The organism is Paraburkholderia sejongensis, from assembly GCF_020880815.1.
Lineage (GTDB): Bacteria > Pseudomonadota > Gammaproteobacteria > Burkholderiales > Burkholderiaceae > Paraburkholderia > Paraburkholderia sejongensis.
This window is the reverse complement of the sequence record NZ_JAJITD010000006.1, coordinates 411,156-427,971: the sequence shown is the minus strand read 5'-3', so window position 1 is coordinate 427,971 and position 16,816 is coordinate 411,156. Positions and strand designations below refer to the sequence as shown.

Below are 16,816 nucleotides of genomic sequence, written 5' to 3'. Positions count from 1 at the left end.
CGTCAACGGCGCAACCGGCACTTCCGGCGCGCTCGCAACGCGTCGCATCCGCTTGCCCCGCAACGCACGCAAACACGCTAACAGGTTGTTCGATTCGCTGACCGGTCGAGCCGTCGTTTCGTTCATGTGGTCTCCACTCTTTCGCCATCCCGCTTCCGGAGCGTTTCAATGTATCTGCCCGCCCACTTCGAAGAGAACCGCCCGGAGATTCTCCATCGCCTGATCGCCGAGCAGCCGTTCGGCGCGCTGATTACGCATGGTCCGCACGGGCTCGACGCGAATCATTTGCCGTTCGAGGCGCAGCTATCGCCGGCCGCCGACGGCTCGCCCGAAGCGGCGCGCTGCGTGCTGCGCGCGCACGTCGCGCGGGCCAACCCCGTCTGGCAGGAAGCCGCGACCCATCCGGACGCGCTGGTGATCTTCCAGGGACCGGCCGCTTACATTTCGCCGACCTGGTACCCGAGCAAGCAGGAGACCCACAAGCAGGTGCCGACCTACAACTATATGGTCGTGCATGCGCATGGCAGGATTGTGGTGCGCGACGACGAAGCGTTCGTGCGCGGTCTGGTCGCGCGGCTCACGCGCAAGATGGAAGCCGGCGAGCCGGTGCCGTGGAAGATCGGCGATGCGCCGGCCGACTTCATCGCGCAGATGCTCGGTGCGATCGTCGGGATCGAGATCGAGGTGACGCGGCTGGTCGGTAAATGGAAACTGGGCCAGAACAAGGCCGCGGACGATCGGCGCGGCGCCGCGCAAACGCTGCTCGGGCGCGACGGCGATCAGCAGAAGGCGGTCGGGCAGGCGATGCTCGATGCGCCGCCGGCGTTCTGAATTCGACACGTTCGCGGCGGTTCGAACGTTGCGGCGCCGCAACCCGCCCGCTCAGGCTGCACCTGCGGTATCCGTCCTTGACCTTCCAATGCCTGGAAGGTCGATACTGGCTTCATTACGCGTTCATTACGCTCATTGCGCGGCCCGCTGCCGCCACGAGCCTTCCCTGCCATGACCGGACTTGCCGATCCGCAGCGTCCCGCCGACGCTGCTTCTTCTCCTTCTTCCTCGCCCGCGCGGGTCGTCGAAATCGACGTCGGCGGGATGACCTGTGCGTCCTGCGCGATGCGGGTCGAAAAAGCGCTCGCGAAAGTGCCGGGCGTCGCGCGCGCCAACGTGAATCTCGCGACCGAAACCGCCACCGTTCACGCTGAAGCCGCTGCGGGGTCCCACGCCAACGTCGAAGTTGACGTCGACGCGCTGATCGCCGCGGTCAAAAAAGCCGGCTACGAAGCGACGCTGAGCGCGCCGCCGCCGCCCCCGGCCGCGCTCGATGGCAGTGCGGCCACCGCCACGGACGAAAGTCACGCCGCCCCCCCGCCCAGCATCGCCGAGCGCAAACGGAGCGAAGCGCGCCGCGACCTCGCGAGCGTCATCGCGTCCGCGCTGCTCACGCTGCCGCTCGTCGCGCCGATGTTCGGCGAATGGTTCGGCATCCACGCGATGCCGCCCGCATGGCTGCAATTGGCGCTCGCGTCGATCGTGCAGTTCGTATTCGGCGCGCGCTTCTACCGCGCCGCCTGGCGCGCGCTGCGCGCGGGCGCCGGCAACATGGACCTGCTGGTCGCGCTCGGCACATCGGCGGCGTACGGGATCAGCGTCTACGAACTCGCGACCCATCCGGGCGACATGATGCATCTGTACTTCGAGGCGTCGGCGGTCGTTATCACGCTGGTGCGCTTCGGCAAATGGCTGGAGGCGCGCGCGAAACGCCAGACCACCGACGCGATCCGCGCGCTCAACGCGCTGCGCCCCGAGCGCGCGCGCATCCGCGTCGGCGGCGAGGAGCGCGATGTGCCGCTCGCGCAGGTACGGGTCGGCACGGTCGTGGTCGTGCGGCCCGGCGAGCGGGTGCCGGTCGACGGCGCGGTGCTCGAAGGCCGCAGTCATATCGACGAAGCGCTGATCACCGGCGAGAGCCTGCCGGTGCCGAAGCAGACCGGCGACGCGGTCACCGCCGGCTCGATCAACGGCGAGGGCGTGCTCGCGGTGACCACCACCGCGATCGGCGCGGAGACCACGCTCGCGCGCATCATCCGGCTGGTCGAAAGCGCGCAGGCGGAGAAGGCGCCGATCCAGCGGCTCGTCGACCGCGTCAGCGAGATCTTCGTGCCGGCCATCCTCGCGCTCGCCGCGCTCACGCTGGTCGGCTGGCTGCTCGCGGGCGCCGGCGGCGAGACCGCGATCCTCAACGCGGTCGCGGTGCTGGTGATCGCCTGCCCGTGCGCGCTCGGACTCGCGACGCCGGCCGCGATCATGGCCGGCACCGGCGTCGCCGCGCGCCACGGCGTGCTGATCAAGGACGCGGAAGCGCTCGAAATCGCGCACCGGGTGTCGATCGTCGCGTTCGATAAAACCGGCACGCTGACGCTCGGGCAGCCGTCGGTGACCGCGTTCGAGCCGGTCGGCGCGCTCGGCCGCGAGACGGCGCTCGCGCTCGCGGCGGCGGTGCAGCGGCATAGCGAGCATCCGCTGGCGCGGGCGGTGGTGCGTGCGTATGAGGCAGAGCGGGCGCATGCTGGGCTGGCTGCCGCTCCGGCGGACCACGCCCCCGCTGCGGCCGAACAGGCAACTACCGCAACCCGTGTCGCCGCCGAGGCCGAAGCCCGCCGAGCCACCGCTGCTGCGCGGGTCGCCGCCGTCGCCGAAGCCGATCGAGCGACCGCCGCCCCCCACGCCACGGCCGCGCGCGCGGTCGCCGGCCGTGGCGTCGAAGCGCAGGTCGACGGCCGCACGCTCGCGCTCGGCAGCACGCGCTGGCTGCGCGAACTCGGCATCGAACTGCCGCCCGCGCTCGCCGCGCGCGCGCAGGAACTCGAAGCGGCCGGCAACACCGTCTCCTGGCTGATGACGCGCGCGCCGCAAGCCCCCGAAGCGCTTGCGCTGATCGCGTTCGGCGACACCCTCAAACCGTCCGCGCGCGCGGCCGTCGAGCGGCTAAAACGAATGGGCATCCGCAGCGTGCTGGTGACCGGCGACAACCGCGGCAGCGCGGCTAGCGTCGCGCAGGCGCTCGGCATCGACGAATTCCACGCCGAAGTCCTGCCCGACGACAAGGCGCGCGTGATCCGCGATCTGAAGATGCGCCACGCGGGCATCGTCGCGATGGCGGGCGACGGCATCAACGACGCGCCCGCGCTCGCCGCCGCCGACATCGGCATCGCGATGGCAACCGGCACCGACGTCGCGATGCACGCGGCCGGCGTCACGCTGATGCGCGGCGACCCGGCGCTGGTCGCCGACGCGATCGACATCTCGAGGCGCACCTGGCGCAAGATCCAGCAGAACCTGTTCTGGGCGTTCGTGTACAACCTGATCGGCATTCCGCTCGCCGCATTCGGGCTGCTGAACCCGATGCTCGCGGGAGCGGCGATGGCGTTTTCGAGCGTCAGCGTGGTGACGAATGCGTTGCTGTTGCGGACATGGCGCGGCGCGCCGGGCAGCGCCGCGGGGCGGGCGGCTTAGCCGCCGGGGGCGAGCCGCGACGCGGCTCTGCGAGCTGGGTGATCCGCGCCGCGCGCCAGACGTCGCCGCAGTGAGACGCAGTGAGCCGCCGTGAGCCTCGATCGGCCGCCCGCGCCCTCTCGAGGCCCCCGCACCTCGCCTACTTACACCCCGCTTTCACTCCCCCTAAAGCTCACCACCAACCCCGCCGATAACCAGAGATCGCGGCGGCGGTGCTGTTGCATAACACGGGGTCCCGCCGCCCGACCCGTCCCCCTACTCCGGTTGACCATGAACTCTCTCTTCTCACGCCGCGCCAGCGTCGGCGCGCGGCTGGCCGCGCTCTCGTGCGTGCTGGTCGCTTTGATCTTCGCGTCCTTCGCATGGGCGCTCACCCGCAGCGCCGCCCAACAGGTGCGCGATCAGGTGCTCGAACGCATCGCCGAGAAAGACCGCTCGATCGCCGCGATGATCACGCTGTTCGACAAGGCGCTGTCGGCCGAAGTCGACCGCTCGATGGCCCTGTTCGCGAGCTTCCTGCCGACCGACTTCGCGGTCGACGACACGCAGAAAGTGGACATCGGCGGCACCCTGGCGCCGACCTTCAAAGCCGGCGACAAGGTCCTGAACCTCGACTTCACGATCCCCGATCAGTTTCTGCAGCGCAGCGGCGCGATCGCGACCATCTTCGCGCGCAGCGGCGACGACTTCGTGCGCGTGACCACATCGCTGAAAAAGCAGGACGGCACCCGCGCGATCGGCACGCTGCTCGACCGCAAAGGGCCCGCGTACGCGCCGCTGCTCGCGAACCGTACCTATACCGGCATCGCGACGCTGTTCGGCAAGCGCATGATCACGCAGTACCGGCCGGTCACCGACGCGAGCGGCCGCGTGATCGGCGCGCTGTTCGTCGGCGTCGATGTCGGCAAGGAAATCCAGTCGGTCCAGGACGGCATTCGCGCGCTGAAAATCGGCGACAGCGGCTACTACTTCGTCGTCGACGCGTCGAACGGCGCGGAGCGCGGCAAGCTGATCGTGCATCCGGCCGCCGCCGGCCAGAAGGCCGACGACGCCAACGCGCCGTACCAACGCATGCTCGAGATGAAGCACGGGCAGATCGACTATCGCTCGGCCGACGCGACGCTCGGCGAGCGCGACGCGCGCGACAAGCTGGTGTCGTTCGTCACGGTGCCGGAATGGCAGTGGCTGGTCGGCGGCGTCGCGCCGCGCGACGAAGTGATGGCCGACGTGATGCGCACCCGCAACGAATTCCTGCTGCTCGGCTTCGTGCTGGTGGGCCTGTTCGCGATCGTGTTTCTGATCGCGGTGCGCCGGCTCGTCACCCGTCCGCTCGACGAAGCGGTGCGCGCGTCCGAGCGCTTCGCGGCCGGCGATCTGAGCGTGCGGGTCAGCCAGCACGGCCGCGCGCGCGGCGACGAGATCGGCCGCCTGATGCAGGCGATCGACGGTATCGGCGAAGGCCTCGCGCGGATCGTCGCGCAGGTGCGCAACGCGTCGGCGGATATGTCGAGCGGGACCGAGAAGATCGCGGCCGGCAGCGGCAACATCGCGATGCGCATCGCGACCCAGGCGAGCAGCCTGGAGGAAACCGCCGCGAGCATGGAACAGATCACCTCGACCGTGCAGCAGAACGCCGATCACGCGACCCGGGCGAACACGCTGGTCACGCGCGCCGCCGATGCCGCCACCGAAGGCGGCAACGCGGTCGAGCGCGTGGTCACGACGATGGGCGAAATCAGCCGCTCGTCGCAGAAGATCGCGGAGATTACGTCGGTGATCGAGGGCATCGCGTTCCAGACCAATATTCTCGCGCTGAACGCGGCCGTCGAAGCGGCGCGCGCGGGCGAGCACGGCAAAGGCTTCGCGGTGGTCGCGTCGGAAGTGCGCGCGCTCGCGCAACGCAGCGCGGCATCGGTGAAGGAGATCGAGGGGGTGATCGCGGCGTCGACCGCGAACGTCGACAGCGGTTTCCGGATCGCCGAGGAAGCGAGCGCGACAATGCAGGGGATCGTCGCGCAGGTCGGTCAGGTGCGCGCGATCATGAGCGAGATCAACGTGGCGTCGCGCGAGCAGTCGGGCGGGATCGAGCAGGTCAATCTGGCGGTCACGCAGATCGGCGAGGCGACGCAGCAGAACGCGATAATCGTCGCCGACGCGGAAACCGCGGCGGCTGAACTGCGCGAGCAGGCGGCGCGGCTTGCGCAGCTGGTCAGCGTGTTCAAGCTGGAAGGCGGGCGGGAGTAAAGGGGTACGGCGGGCACGGCGGCCCGGCGGCCCGGCGGCCAGCTCGCCTGCGAGCCAGCCGCAAAACCCTCAGGCAGTCGGCCGGAACATCTCGAACATCTCGCCGATCTGCGCGTAATCGGCGCGATAACCGGCCCGCATGATCGGCTGCGCGGCCTGCGTGTCGAACAGACCGTCCTTCAGATACGCGTTGTCGATATGCACGCCGACCACCTGGCCGAGCGACAGATAGTTGTCGAGCGGCTTGCCGTCGATATCGTGCAGCCGCACGATCTGCAGCAGCTTGCATTCGAGCGCGGCCGGCGACTCGGCCACATGCGGCACCGCGACGTTGCGCCCCGGCGCCGGCGTAAGCCCGGCCAGCGCGAATTCGTCGACGTGCGGCGCGACCGGCGCGGACGAGCGGTTCATCTGCTCGGCGAGCGGCCGGGTCGCGAGATTCCACACGAACTCGCCGGTCGCCTCGATATTGGCGAGGCTATCTTTGCGGCCCTCGCTGGAAAAACCGATGATCGCCGGGAACGTCGCGAACGCGCCGAAGAAGCTGTACGGCGCGAGATTGAGCGTGCCTTCGGTGTCGCGCGACGAAATCCAGCCGATCAGCCGCGGCGCGACGATCGCCTTGAACGGATCGTGCGGCAGCCCGTGACCGGCGGCGGGGTCGTAGAAGTAATGAGACATGACTTGGCAGTGAGTTGGAAGGTGACGGGTGGCGCGCAAAAAAATCGCGCGGGGTCGACGAAACGCCGCTAGTTATAGCACTAGCCGCGGCTGATCACCTGCTTGCGCCGTTCGCGAACGCGCGCGATGCGCGCTTCGTCCCAGTCGTGAAAACCCGCGCCGCTGCGCACGCCGACCCGCCCCGCGTCGACCTGCTCGCGCATCAGTTCGAGCACGTCTTCGTCTTTCGCGAGCTGCGGCAGCAGATGCGTACCGACGTCGAGCAGCGTATCGAGCCCGCCCATGTCCGCGCTCTCGAACGGTCCGACGATCCCCCAGCGGCGTCCGAGCGACGCCTTCATCACGCGGTCGACCACCTCGGGCGACGCCGCCCCCGACCGCACGATATTCAGCGCCTCGCGCAGCAGCGCGAACTGCAGCCGGTTGCCGACGAAGCCTGGAATCGCCTTCGCGAGCACCACCGCCTCCATGCCGATCGCGTTCATCAGCGCGGCGCTCTGCTGGGTGACCTCGGGCGCGGTCGCGCTGCCGGGTACGACTTCGACGAGCGGAATCAGGTGCGGCGGGTTCCAGAAATGCGCGATCACGAAGCGCTCCGGCGCGCGCAGCGGCGTCGCCAGTTGATCGGGCGGAAAACCGCTGGTGTTGCTCGCGAGGATCGCGTCGTCGGCGAGCAGGCCGGTTAGCGTCGCATACAGACGGTGCTTCAGTTCGAGCACCTCGGGAACCGCTTCGATCACGAAGCGCGCGGCGCCGATTGCATCGAGTTGCGCATGGGTTTCGATCCGGCCGAGCGCCGCCTGCGCGGCCGCGGCATCGATGCGGCCCGCGTCGATCAGCTCGTCGAGCACCGCCTGCGCTTTCGACGCGACGCTCGCGAGCCGCGCCGGATCGACGTCGTGCACGATGGTCCGGTGGCCGTGCAGCGCCGCCTGCGTCGCAATGCCGACGCCCATCAATCCCGTGCCCACCACGCCTATCACCAGGTCTTGCGTTGCCATCTCCACCTTGCCCCCGTTGCAGTCGATAAAGCGTTCAAGCATAGCGCAGCACGCGGTAACGGCAGGTGGCGGGCGGCAGTCGCGGCACGACACGGCTCCGTGATCGAACTCGAGAACTCACGAACTCGCGCCGCCGGATGCGACGAAGCCGGCCTTTCCGCGAGGAAAAGGCCGGCTTCGTGGACTCATGCCGCGCTGCGCGGCGTTGTCATGCCCGCATTAGTAGCGCGGGGGCGGCGGACGATGATCGTCGCGGTCGTCGTGGTGGCGCGGATCGCGGTCGTGCGGATGATGGCGCATCCACTCGTCGTGCTCCCAGTAACGATGGCCGTCCCAGTAACGATCGCCGTGCCAGCCCATGTTGATCGTCACGCCCACCGGCACCATGTGCGGCTGACCGTAGACGGCCGGCGCCGGGCCGTTGCCGATGTACACCCGTTCCTGGGCCATTGCGCTGCCGGCTGCGAGCAGTGCGCCGCCGGCCAGCAGGGTTGCGATCAACGAGCGCGAAGTTTTGCTAAAGGTTTTCATGATGACCTCCCGTCAAAGTTTTATTCCAGGCCCGCGTCCGTATTCGTCTGGGCTTCACGCTTCGCTCAAAGCGCTTCGTGAGAGACCCGATGCAGACGCCGTCCGCTTGAGAACCACTGTAGCGGCCCGAAACGCCCGAATACGTGAGCACTTGTAAGCGTGCATTTCATAGATAGGGACGGATGACGGGACCCCATTTTCGTTCGCGAGCCCCGTACCAGCAAGGCTTTCGAGGCCTCGGGGCACGCTGTGCGCACGAATCGCCGTGAATACCCGTTACATTCATTTCTCTAAAGAAATATTTCGCAAGGACTGGGAAGCAGGCGCAAAAATATCAATGAAGGCAGTTTGTAATGAATATTTGGCCTTTTCGGGTTTGCCGGCTCCCGTCCCGATCGCTTTGCGGTCACCTTTTCGTATTCCGGCAGCCCAAAAACAAAAAGCCACGATTCGCTTTCGCGAACAGTGGCTTCAATAATTTTGCGCACCCGACGTGCGCGCCCCGGCGCGTTGTCTCGCGCTCAGGACGGTGACGCTGGTCTTAGTCGGTCAGCTTGACGCCGAACAGCGTGGCTTGCGCGCGACGCATACGGTCCGCTTCGCGCGAACGCGCTTCGTACGAGTAGTCCGAATCCAGCGGAAGGTGGGGCGACGCAAAGAGGTCGCTGACCTTTTGGAACAGTGCAAAGATGAAGCTCATGGCGACTCCCGGTTAGTGACTGCATTGCTAGGGTTTTCCCTTAAAAACAATTATAGGGTTTTCCCTAGGGCAAGTCTAGTGCAATGCAGCAAATTTCCGGGTGCGAGGCATCCGCCAGCCGATTTGAGCTTTCTTCGTTGCGTCGCGACAACGTCCCCGATTTAACACTTTTAGGGGTCGAAGCGGCGCGTTATTGCGGAGTGGTCGGCACGGTTTTGCGGCTGCGCGCGTCGCCCCGAGGAGGTAGCGTCGTGACGGGCGGGCGCGTGGGGGCCGTTAGTTGGGCGGGAGGTAGAGGAGCGGCGCCGGGGAGATGGCGCCGTTGGGGTGAGTGGCCGCGCGGCTCTCGTCTTAGGGCTGCGCGGCGGCTGAGCGATGGATCAGCCCGGTTTCGGCGCTCTTGCCCGATGAGAATGCAGCACGTGCCTGCCGCGCGCTGGCGTCGGGCCGGCCTGCTGCGACGCAGCAGGGACGGTCGCGGCCGGCGCCGACGCGCCGTTCGCGGTTGCCGCCGCAGTCAGCGCCGCGTGCGTATCGAGCAGGCTGGTCATCGCCGCCTGCTGGGCCTGCATCATTTGTTCGAGGCGCTGTTGCTGCGTGGTGGTCTCGCGCGTCAGACGCATCAGCAGCAGCGTCTGCGCAATCCCGATCGCCACCGAAACCAGCAGCGCGCCGACCACGATCGACAGCATCCATTTCATCCGGCGCGAGTGATCGGTCGCCGCGCGGCGTTGGTCGGTGGTCACGCCGTACAGCGCATCGACGGTGTCGGCGAACGCGGTGGCGCGCGCACGGTCGAGTTCCGGCTCCAGACGCAGCGCCGCGGCGGCCGCTTCGCGCCATGACGCGGTGTGGGCGTCGAAGGATGCCGACGGAAATAGCGGCGCGGTGGTCCCGGTGGTGGTTGTAGCGTCGTGTGTTGGCTGGGCCGGGCCTGCGGGCGCGGGTTCGGACGAGAAGGCCTCTTTGGTGGACGGGGCGACGGTGTCAGGGTCGGTCTCGGTGGCGATCGCGACTGAGGACGCGGAAACCGGAATCGAAGCCGGGGCTGACGTCGGGGCCGGGGTCGAACCTGGAGCCGCGCTCGAAGCTGAAGCCGAGACTGAGGCCGGAGTAGGAGTTGAAGCCGGAGCCGAGATTTCCGCAGCTTGCGCGGAGGCCGAAGCTGAAGCCGAGGTCGAAGCAGAAGCTAATGCCGGAGCCGCGGTTGAAGCCGCATCCGCATCCGCATCCGCATCCGCATCCGAAGTCCGAGCCAACGCTGAAGCCGAAGTCGGCGCTAAGGCCAACGCCGACGTCGAAGCCGAAGCCGAAGCCGGCACCGAAACCGTATCCCGCGATGCCGCCGCGCAGCGCTGCAGCGGCTTGCTCATACCAGCCGCGGATGCCGGCGCGCAACCCGCCGGCCCGCTCGCCTTCACCTCCCCCGCGTGACGCAACGCGGTCACGCTGCGCGCGACGGTCGCCGCCGCCATCGCCGAAGTGAGCGGCGCGGCGGGTTTATCGGTGGTGGTGGGTTGCGCGTTTGCCGTTGCAGCGGCGGCATCACTCGCCGCGCGTTGCGCCGGGTCGCCATCGACCGCGCCAACCGCCGCGGCCGGCATCACCGGCTCCAGATCGAACCCGCTCAACTGCCCATTCACCGGCACCGGCGCGTCGGACTTCGACGCACGCGGTGCGCGGCGCGCGGCTTTCTCGATCAGTGTGCGGACATCGAGCGCGCCGACCGCCTGCAGCACGACATCGGGCAACTCGAAACCATCGAGAGTGCCCTGGCGGACGTCGATATTCATCGCATCGAGCGTCGCGCGGGTGGGATCGTCGGGGAACAGGTCGAGCGTGCTGTTGTCGCGGGCGGCACCGCTCAGTTGCGCCAGGCGTTGTGCCGAGCGCGCCGCGCGCGCCAGCTTTTTTTCGGTTTCGGATGAGACGACACCCGGGCGCTGCTTCTTCGATGCGACGCGCCGGGGTTTGGACTGCGGGGATGCTGCGGAATCTGCCATAGAGAAAAAAGCGGTCGTCGCCGGGAACGGGGCGCCCTGAACCGCTCATCATTGCCATTGGAATTTTTAGAGCCCGCATTGTCGCATGGCGGTCCGCCCGCGCCGAGGCCATTGCCCGACGATTTACATCGTTCGCGCAGCTCGCCCCGTCCTTCCCGATCGCGCCATTCACCGACTCAACCCGCCGTCTCGTCCTGCCGAAACTGCCGCACGCCCGGCAACTGTCGCAAGCGCGCGCAGATCGCCTCGTATTCGGTATTCGACACCCGATGCAGCGTGATCGCCACTTCATCGCACTCGGGCGCATCGTCGCTCTGCTGCATCACGAACTGCTTCACGCGCGGGCTCGCCGCGCCGAGTTCGTCGTGCAGCGAGTGAAACGTCAGCGTGCCGCGCTCGACGATCATCGACAGTTGCCGCCGCTGTTTGACCGTGATGAAGCGCCGCTCGAGCGGCTTGATGCCGGCGAGGATGATCAGAATGATGATGGTCGCCGCGATCGACGCGGTGTACAGCCCGCCCCCGACCGCGAGCCCGATCGCCGCGACCGACCACAGACTGGCCGCGGTCGTCAGCCCGCGCACGATCTCGCCGCGCAACAGGATCGAGCCCGCGCCGAGAAAGCCGATGCCCGACACGACCTGGGCGGCCATCCGCGACGGATCGAGCACCACGTGTTCGTCGCGCAACACCTCGGCGAAGCCGTACGCCGACACGATCATGATCAGCGTCGAGCCGACGCAGACCAGCATATGCGTGCGCAGACCCGCCGCCCACGATAGCCGCTCGCGTTCGAAGCCAATCACGCTGCCGAGCGCGGCAGCAAGCACCAGACGGGAGATGAGTTCGAGATTGCCCAGCATTGTTATTCCTCCTTGTTTGGCTGCGGATCGACAATGGCGCAATGGCGACAACGATCCAACAACGGCCCAACCACGGCGCCATCTCGCGGCAAGCGTCCGCCACGCATCGCGCATTCCGAATGCTCGAACCGGGGTGTCAGCGCGACACGATTGCTTTATGCTAAGCCGCACACCGCCGCGGCCACGACGCGCGCTTCACGGATGCCGGCCCCGGCCCGCCTCCGTGAAGCGCCGTCCGCCCGCCGCCTCGATACACCGCGCCCGACCAGACGACTTATGCCCAGCACGCCCCTTCCTGCCGCTTCGACCATCACCGCCGCCACCGCGCTGCGCGAGCACTTCGCGAACGTGGTGCTGCCCATGTGGCGCGGCCCCGGCTTCAACGCCACGCTGAAGCTGCCCTACGAAGCGCTCGACGCAAGCGGCGACCAGCCGCTGCCCGCGCAACGCTATCGGGCAATGGCGTGCGCCCGACAGCTGTTCACGTTCTCGCAGGCCGGCGACGCCGAGCACGCGCGCGTGCTGTTCGACTCGCTGCGGCACACCTTTCACGACACCGACCACGGCGGATGGTTCTATAGCGTCGATGCGCTCGGCATCCCGCTCGACACGACCAAGGACCTGTACACGCACGCATTCGTGATCTTCGCGTGCGCCGACTATGCGCGCCGCTTCGACAGCCGCGACGCACTGGATCTGGTGCACACCACCACCGCGCTGATCCAGTCGAATTTCGCCGCCGACGGCGATCTGTTCAACGCGGCGCTGAACGCCGACTTCTCGAAGGTCACCGGCACGCCGCTGCAAAATCCGCTGATGCATCTGACCGAGGCATGGCTGACCGCCTGCGAGGCGACTCGCGACAACGTGTTCAGCGCCGCGCTGCGCCGGCTCGCCAGCGCGGTCGCCCGACACTTCGTGCACGCGCCGACCGGCTGCGTCGCCGAATTGCCGATCGGCGCAAGCGGCAACCGGCTGGAGCCCGGGCATCAGTTCGAGTGGTACTGGCTCGTCAAGCAGGGCGGCGCGCTGTTCGACGGCACCGGACTCGCCGATGCGCTCACCCGCGCATTCGCGTTTGCGCAGCAGCACGGCGTGGACCCAGAGAGCGGCGGCGTATGCGCGGCGCTCGACGAATTCGGCAACGTCAAGGACTCGATCCGGCGCATCTGGGCTCAGACCGAATACCTGCGCGCGCTCGCCTGTCACGACGATCCGAAGGTGGGCGCAGCATTACTGCAACAGATCGGAAAATTTCGACAATGCTTTCTGCATGAAAGCGGTTGGTATGAATGTAAGACGTCTGACGGCGAAATAGCCCGTCCCGACATGCCCTCGACCACCCCGTATCACCTCGCCACCGCGTATGCCGCGCTGCCCTTCGCGGCGGAATCGGGGACACGGTCGTAGGCAATTTAAACGGCAATGAAGGAAGTTAGAGGGTCGAAGCGTTCGAGAAACGCGAAGCGAATTTTGAGAAAAAAGCGCTGACTTTTTTCCGATAACGCCGATCCTCGCGGTATACCCTGGCCAGCCAGAGAGCCTTGCAACGTGGACCTTTCAGCCGGTTGACGGCCAAAACCGGGGAATACCCGGATACGGGTTGATTGGCGTCTGTCATTAAGACGTGATACAACTCTCCCCTCGCGGCTGATCTCACATCGAGGAAATGCGGCCGCGATGCAATGCACAACATTTATTGGATCAAAAATGGCAACAGGTACTGTTAAGTGGTTTAACGATGCAAAGGGCTTCGGCTTCATCACCCCGGACGACGGCGGCGAAGACCTGTTTGCACACTTCTCGGAAATCCAGGCATCGGGCTTCAAGTCCCTGCAGGAAAACCAGAAGGTGACGTTCGAAGTCAAGCAAGGCCCGAAGGGCAAGCAAGCTGCAAACATCCAGGCGGCCTAAGTACTTCGGTACTTGCCTGGACGACACGATAGGCGCCTTTAGAGGCCCCTTCGTCTAATGCAAAATGGCTCGCATATCGCGAGCCATTTTTCTATTTTGCTGCCGGTTTTCAGTACCGCTGCTTAAATCGCATGCATCCCGGTTAATTCGAATGGCGCATTCGCGCCGCGCATCGCACCGGCATGTTGCGTGCGCAACACAGTGTCCGAAATTTCGAAAACGGATACCGCCTGTTTCAATTGCTCGGTCTGCTGATGCAGCGATGCCGCCGCCGCCGCGGCCTGCTCGACGAGCGCCGCGTTCTGCTGGGTCATCTCGTCCATCTGCACGACCGCCTGGTTCACCTGCTCGATGCCGGTACTCTGCTCCAGCGACGACGCACTGATCTCCGCCATCATCTGCGTGACGCGCGAGATCGACTCGGACACGTGGTTCATCGCCTCGCCCGCGCGCTCGACCAGCGCCGAGCCGCCCTGGATCTCCGCGACCGATTCGCTGATCAGCGTCTTGATCTCCTTGGCCGATTGCGCACTGCGCTGCGCGAGCCCGCGCACCTCGCCGGCCACCACCGCGAAGCCGCGGCCCTGCTCGCCCGCGCGCGCCGCCTCGACGGCCGCGTTGAGCGCGAGGATATTGGTCTGGAACGCGATGCCGTCGATCACCGAAATGATCTCGGCGATCTTGTCCGAGCTCTGCGCGATGCCGCGCATCTTGTCGACCACTTCGTTCACCACCGCGCTGCCGCGCGACGTCGCATCGAGCGCGGTCTCGGCGAGCACGTTCGCTTCGCGCGCGTGGTCGGCGTTCTGACGCACGGTGGCGGTCAGTTCTTCCATGCTCGACGCGGTCTCTTCCAGCGACGCCGCCTGGTTTTCCGTGCGCGCGGACAGATCGGCATTGCCGGTGGCGATTTCGTCGGCGCCGATATGGATCGAGTCGGCCGATTCGCGCACCGTCTTGACGGTACGCGCGACGCTCGCCTGCATCGTCGCCAGACCCGAGAACAGGCGGCCGATTTCGTTGCTGCCGCGCGCGGCGATCGGCTGATCGAGGCGGCCTTGCGCGATGCGCTCGAAGTGCTGGCCGGCTTCCTCGAGCGGCGCGACGACGCCGCGCCGCAGCGCCGTGTACACCGCGAGCGTGCCGGCCACCAGCACCAGCAGGATCACCACGCTGACGATACGGAATGCCGCCATCCGCGCATCGATCGAATCGAGCGACGCGCGGCTCGCGGCGTCGCCGAACTGACCGAAGTTGTGCACTTCGGTCAGGTAAGCATCCTGGAACGACTGGGTCGGCTGGTCCATGAACGCCTGGATATTGTTCGCGTCGAGAAACTGCACCAGTTCGCTCAGCGCGTCGTGCAGCTTCTTGTAGCGCTCGGCGAGCGCGGCCGCGCGGGTGGCGTTTTCGTCGCCGCTCTTGCGCGCGCTCATGAAGGCGGCAAACGTTTGATCGGCCGCGACCAGCTGTTCGCGCGCGTGCTGCACGATGTCGGTCGGCTCCGCGCCGCCGCGCACCATGCGCGTTCCGGCGCGCGACAGGTTGATGCGCGCGTCCATCAGGCGCTGGGTGGTCTGGTTGACCGCGTCGACCTGCTTGAGCGCGATATTCGACAGTTCGCCGACGTCGTCGTGCGTGCGCGTCAGCGACCAGAATCCCAGCCCCACCGTGACGAGCTGGAACGCGCAGAACGCGAGCAGTACACATAGCAGGCCGGATGCGACCTTGATCTTGCTGAACATCGTGAACACCTGTGGGCAATGAATGACGGAGGCTATCCCAGGGTTAACGGCATGCTCGTCCACTACTTGAGGGAAATGCGGGCAAACCGATGCTTACAGCAGGTTTCATCGGCGATCGTCGTGATTGGAGTGAATTTTCGCAACAATGCGCGCGACCACGCGCGGAATCACCTTGCACAGCGCAGCGGCGCTTCCTAGAGTGGGTAGGGACCGCGCGAAGCGCGCCGGCGCGGCCGCTTTGCCTGCATCTCATGCACCCAACCGGCGTTGCCTGAAGGAACCACGATGACCGACCTACTCGACCGGGCGCGCGGCGCGCTGCACGCCCAGCCGTTCAGCATGCTGCTAGGCGCGGAACTGATGCACACCGCCGGCAACGAACTCACCCTCTGTCTGCCGATTCGCGACGAACTGAGGCAGCAGCACGGCTTCGTGCATGGTGGAGTCATCAGCTATCTGGCCGACAATGCGCTGACGTTCGCGGGCGCTCTGTCGCTCGGCCCGAAGGTCGTGACCGGCGAATACAAGATCAACTATCTGCGCCCGGCGATCAACGGCACGCTGCTCGCGCGCGCGAGCGTGATCCACGCGGGGCGCAATCAGGCAACCTGCCAGTGCAGCGTGTATGTGATGGAGGGCAACCGCGAAAAGCTGGTGGCGGTCGCGCAGGGGACGGTTAACCGGATTGGGGAGAATGGGGATGAGGCGGGAGGCGGCGGCTAAGGCGACCCGCCCAGGCGCGCCGCCCGTCACCGCACCCGCCGCTTACTCCGCCGCGTAAGTCTTCTGCGTCTGCTCGCCGAGCCCTTCGATACCGAGGCGCACCGTCTGGCCCGGCTTCAGGTACACCGGATTCGGCTTGACGCCCATGCCGACGCCCGGCGGCGTGCCGGTCGAGATCACGTCGCCCGGTTGCAGGCTCATGCACTGCGACACATACGACACGACCTTCGCGACGCTGAAGATCATCGTCTTCGTGCTGCCGTTCTGATAGCGGTGGCCGTCCACTTCGAGCCACAGGTTCAGGTTCTGCGGATCGGCGACTTCATCGCGCGTCACCATCCACGGGCCGATCGGGCCGAACGTGTCGAAGCCCTTGCCCTTGTCCCACGTGCCGCCGCGCTCGATCTGCCATTCGCGCTCCGACACGTCGTTGATCACGCAATAGCCGGCCACGTGTTCGAGCGCGTTCGCTTCGTCGACGTACTTCGCGGCCTTGCCGATCACCACGCCGAGTTCGACTTCCCAGTCGGTCTTCTTCGAGCCGCGTGGAATTTCGATGTCGTCGTTCGGGCCGCTGATCGCGCTGGTCCACTTGTTGAAGATGACCGGCTCGGCCGGCACCGGCAGATTCGATTCCGCCGCGTGGTCCGCATAGTTCAGGCCGATACAGATGAACTTGCCGATTCGGGCGACGCACGGGCCAAGCCGGGGATTGCCTTCGACGAGCGGCAGCGTGGCCGGATCGAGCGCGCGCAGTTTCGCGAGGCTCTCGTCGCTGAGCGCAGCGCCGTCGATATCGCCGACGACCTTCGATAGATCGCGCAGCTTGCCTTGCGCGTCGAGCAGGCCCGGCTTTTCCTGGCCTTTCGGCCCATAACGAAGCAGTTTCATCTTG

The 16,816-nt window shown here is 66.7% G+C and carries 15 protein-coding genes; 7 read left to right on the top strand and 8 right to left on the bottom strand.

The annotated features are described in order from the left end of the window. Positions 1-168 precede the first annotated feature (168 nt). The 3 genes from LJ656_RS14880 (at position 169) to LJ656_RS14870 (ending at position 5,760) form a co-directional block, all read left to right on the top strand. Positions 169-831, top strand: coding sequence for an FMN-binding negative transcriptional regulator (locus LJ656_RS14880; protein WP_230510171.1), 663 nt, complete (start codon positions 169-171; stop codon positions 829-831). Positions 832-1,002: 171 nt separating this feature from the next. Beyond that, entirely contained in the window at positions 1,003-3,516 is a 2,514-nt protein-coding gene (locus tag LJ656_RS14875) for a heavy metal translocating P-type ATPase (RefSeq protein WP_230510170.1), read from the top strand. 270 nt (positions 3,517-3,786) lie between these two features. After that, positions 3,787-5,760 (top strand): methyl-accepting chemotaxis protein, encoded by a 1,974-nt coding sequence (locus tag LJ656_RS14870; RefSeq protein ID WP_230510169.1) that lies wholly within the window; start codon positions 3,787-3,789, stop codon positions 5,758-5,760. Positions 5,761-5,829: 69 nt separating this feature from the next. Here LJ656_RS14870 and LJ656_RS14865 read toward each other — a convergent pair whose 3' ends face one another. The 3 genes from LJ656_RS14865 to LJ656_RS14855 form a co-directional block, all read right to left on the bottom strand. Continuing rightward, on the bottom strand, positions 5,830-6,441 hold the full coding sequence (locus LJ656_RS14865) for a flavin reductase family protein (RefSeq protein ID WP_230510168.1): 612 nt from the start codon (positions 6,439-6,441) through the stop codon (positions 5,830-5,832). An 80-nt stretch (positions 6,442-6,521) separates the two neighbouring features. Further along, complete coding sequence (locus LJ656_RS14860) at positions 6,522-7,442, bottom strand: 3-hydroxyacyl-CoA dehydrogenase family protein (protein WP_230510167.1); 921 nt, start codon at positions 7,440-7,442, stop codon at positions 6,522-6,524. A gap of 219 nt (positions 7,443-7,661) precedes the next feature. After that, positions 7,662-7,973 (bottom strand): hypothetical protein, encoded by a 312-nt coding sequence (locus LJ656_RS14855; RefSeq protein ID WP_230510166.1) that lies wholly within the window; start codon positions 7,971-7,973, stop codon positions 7,662-7,664. A gap of 265 nt (positions 7,974-8,238) precedes the next feature. Here LJ656_RS14855 and LJ656_RS14850 point away from each other — a divergent pair, with 265 nt between their 5' ends. Continuing rightward, a complete protein-coding gene (locus LJ656_RS14850; RefSeq protein WP_230510165.1) occupies positions 8,239-8,451 on the top strand; it encodes a hypothetical protein in 213 nt (70 codons plus the stop codon). 63 nt (positions 8,452-8,514) lie between these two features. On the opposite strand, the gene LJ656_RS14845 is transcribed toward LJ656_RS14850, so the two are convergent. From LJ656_RS14845 to LJ656_RS14835, 3 genes are all read right to left on the bottom strand, one after another. Beyond that, positions 8,515-8,673, bottom strand: coding sequence for a hypothetical protein (locus LJ656_RS14845; RefSeq protein WP_230510164.1), 159 nt, complete (start codon positions 8,671-8,673; stop codon positions 8,515-8,517). Between the two features lie 380 nt (positions 8,674-9,053). Continuing rightward, the gene (locus LJ656_RS14840) at positions 9,054-10,676 is read right to left on the bottom strand and encodes a hypothetical protein (RefSeq protein ID WP_230510163.1); all 1,623 of its coding nucleotides are present in this window, start codon (positions 10,674-10,676) and stop codon (positions 9,054-9,056) included. Between the two features lie 176 nt (positions 10,677-10,852). Beyond that, a complete protein-coding gene (locus LJ656_RS14835; protein WP_230510162.1) occupies positions 10,853-11,539 on the bottom strand; it encodes an MgtC/SapB family protein in 687 nt (228 codons plus the stop codon). Between the two features lie 276 nt (positions 11,540-11,815). On the opposite strand from LJ656_RS14835, the gene LJ656_RS14830 reads away from it, so the two are divergent. Together LJ656_RS14830 and LJ656_RS14825 are read left to right on the top strand one after the other, a co-directional pair. Beyond that, on the top strand, positions 11,816-12,949 hold the full coding sequence (locus tag LJ656_RS14830; protein ID WP_230510161.1) for an AGE family epimerase/isomerase: 1,134 nt from the start codon (positions 11,816-11,818) through the stop codon (positions 12,947-12,949). A gap of 300 nt (positions 12,950-13,249) precedes the next feature. Further along, entirely contained in the window at positions 13,250-13,453 is a 204-nt protein-coding gene (locus tag LJ656_RS14825) for a cold-shock protein (protein ID WP_230510160.1), read from the top strand. A 122-nt stretch (positions 13,454-13,575) separates the two neighbouring features. Here LJ656_RS14825 and LJ656_RS14820 read toward each other — a convergent pair whose 3' ends face one another. Next, positions 13,576-15,198: a methyl-accepting chemotaxis protein gene (locus LJ656_RS14820; protein ID WP_230510159.1), complete on the bottom strand. Its 1,623-nt coding sequence runs from the start codon at positions 15,196-15,198 to the stop codon at positions 13,576-13,578. 285 nt (positions 15,199-15,483) lie between these two features. On the opposite strand from LJ656_RS14820, the gene LJ656_RS14815 reads away from it, so the two are divergent. Then, positions 15,484-15,921, top strand: coding sequence for a PaaI family thioesterase (locus LJ656_RS14815; protein ID WP_230510158.1), 438 nt, complete (start codon positions 15,484-15,486; stop codon positions 15,919-15,921). Positions 15,922-15,963: 42 nt separating this feature from the next. Here the strand turns inward: LJ656_RS14815 and LJ656_RS14810 are convergent, their stop codons facing one another. Beyond that, a complete protein-coding gene (locus LJ656_RS14810; protein ID WP_230510157.1) occupies positions 15,964-16,812 on the bottom strand; it encodes an ureidoglycolate lyase in 849 nt (282 codons plus the stop codon). Positions 16,813-16,816 lie beyond the last annotated feature (4 nt).

What these genes read in the sequence shown, in the direction of transcription:
- LJ656_RS14830 (WP_230510161.1), top strand. Translation starts at nt 11,816, where the DNA reads ATGCCCAGCACGCCCCTTCCTGCCGCTTCGACCATCACCGCCGCCACC.
- LJ656_RS14860 (WP_230510167.1), bottom strand. Translation starts at nt 7,442, where the DNA reads ATGGCAACGCAAGACCTGGTGATAGGCGTGGTGGGCACGGGATTGATG.
- LJ656_RS14845 (WP_230510164.1), bottom strand. Translation starts at nt 8,673, where the DNA reads ATGAGCTTCATCTTTGCACTGTTCCAAAAGGTCAGCGACCTCTTTGCG.
- LJ656_RS14815 (WP_230510158.1), top strand. Translation starts at nt 15,484, where the DNA reads ATGACCGACCTACTCGACCGGGCGCGCGGCGCGCTGCACGCCCAGCCG.
- LJ656_RS14825 (WP_230510160.1), top strand. Translation starts at nt 13,250, where the DNA reads ATGGCAACAGGTACTGTTAAGTGGTTTAACGATGCAAAGGGCTTCGGC.
- LJ656_RS14810 (WP_230510157.1), bottom strand. Translation starts at nt 16,812, where the DNA reads ATGAAACTGCTTCGTTATGGGCCGAAAGGCCAGGAAAAGCCGGGCCTG.
- LJ656_RS14865 (WP_230510168.1), bottom strand. Translation starts at nt 6,441, where the DNA reads ATGTCTCATTACTTCTACGACCCCGCCGCCGGTCACGGGCTGCCGCAC.
- LJ656_RS14820 (WP_230510159.1), bottom strand. Translation starts at nt 15,198, where the DNA reads ATGTTCAGCAAGATCAAGGTCGCATCCGGCCTGCTATGTGTACTGCTC.
- LJ656_RS14835 (WP_230510162.1), bottom strand. Translation starts at nt 11,539, where the DNA reads ATGCTGGGCAATCTCGAACTCATCTCCCGTCTGGTGCTTGCTGCCGCG.
- LJ656_RS14880 (WP_230510171.1), top strand. Translation starts at nt 169, where the DNA reads ATGTATCTGCCCGCCCACTTCGAAGAGAACCGCCCGGAGATTCTCCAT.
- LJ656_RS14870 (WP_230510169.1), top strand. Translation starts at nt 3,787, where the DNA reads ATGAACTCTCTCTTCTCACGCCGCGCCAGCGTCGGCGCGCGGCTGGCC.
- LJ656_RS14875 (WP_230510170.1), top strand. Translation starts at nt 1,003, where the DNA reads ATGACCGGACTTGCCGATCCGCAGCGTCCCGCCGACGCTGCTTCTTCT.
- LJ656_RS14855 (WP_230510166.1), bottom strand. Translation starts at nt 7,973, where the DNA reads ATGAAAACCTTTAGCAAAACTTCGCGCTCGTTGATCGCAACCCTGCTG.
- LJ656_RS14840 (WP_230510163.1), bottom strand. Translation starts at nt 10,676, where the DNA reads ATGGCAGATTCCGCAGCATCCCCGCAGTCCAAACCCCGGCGCGTCGCA.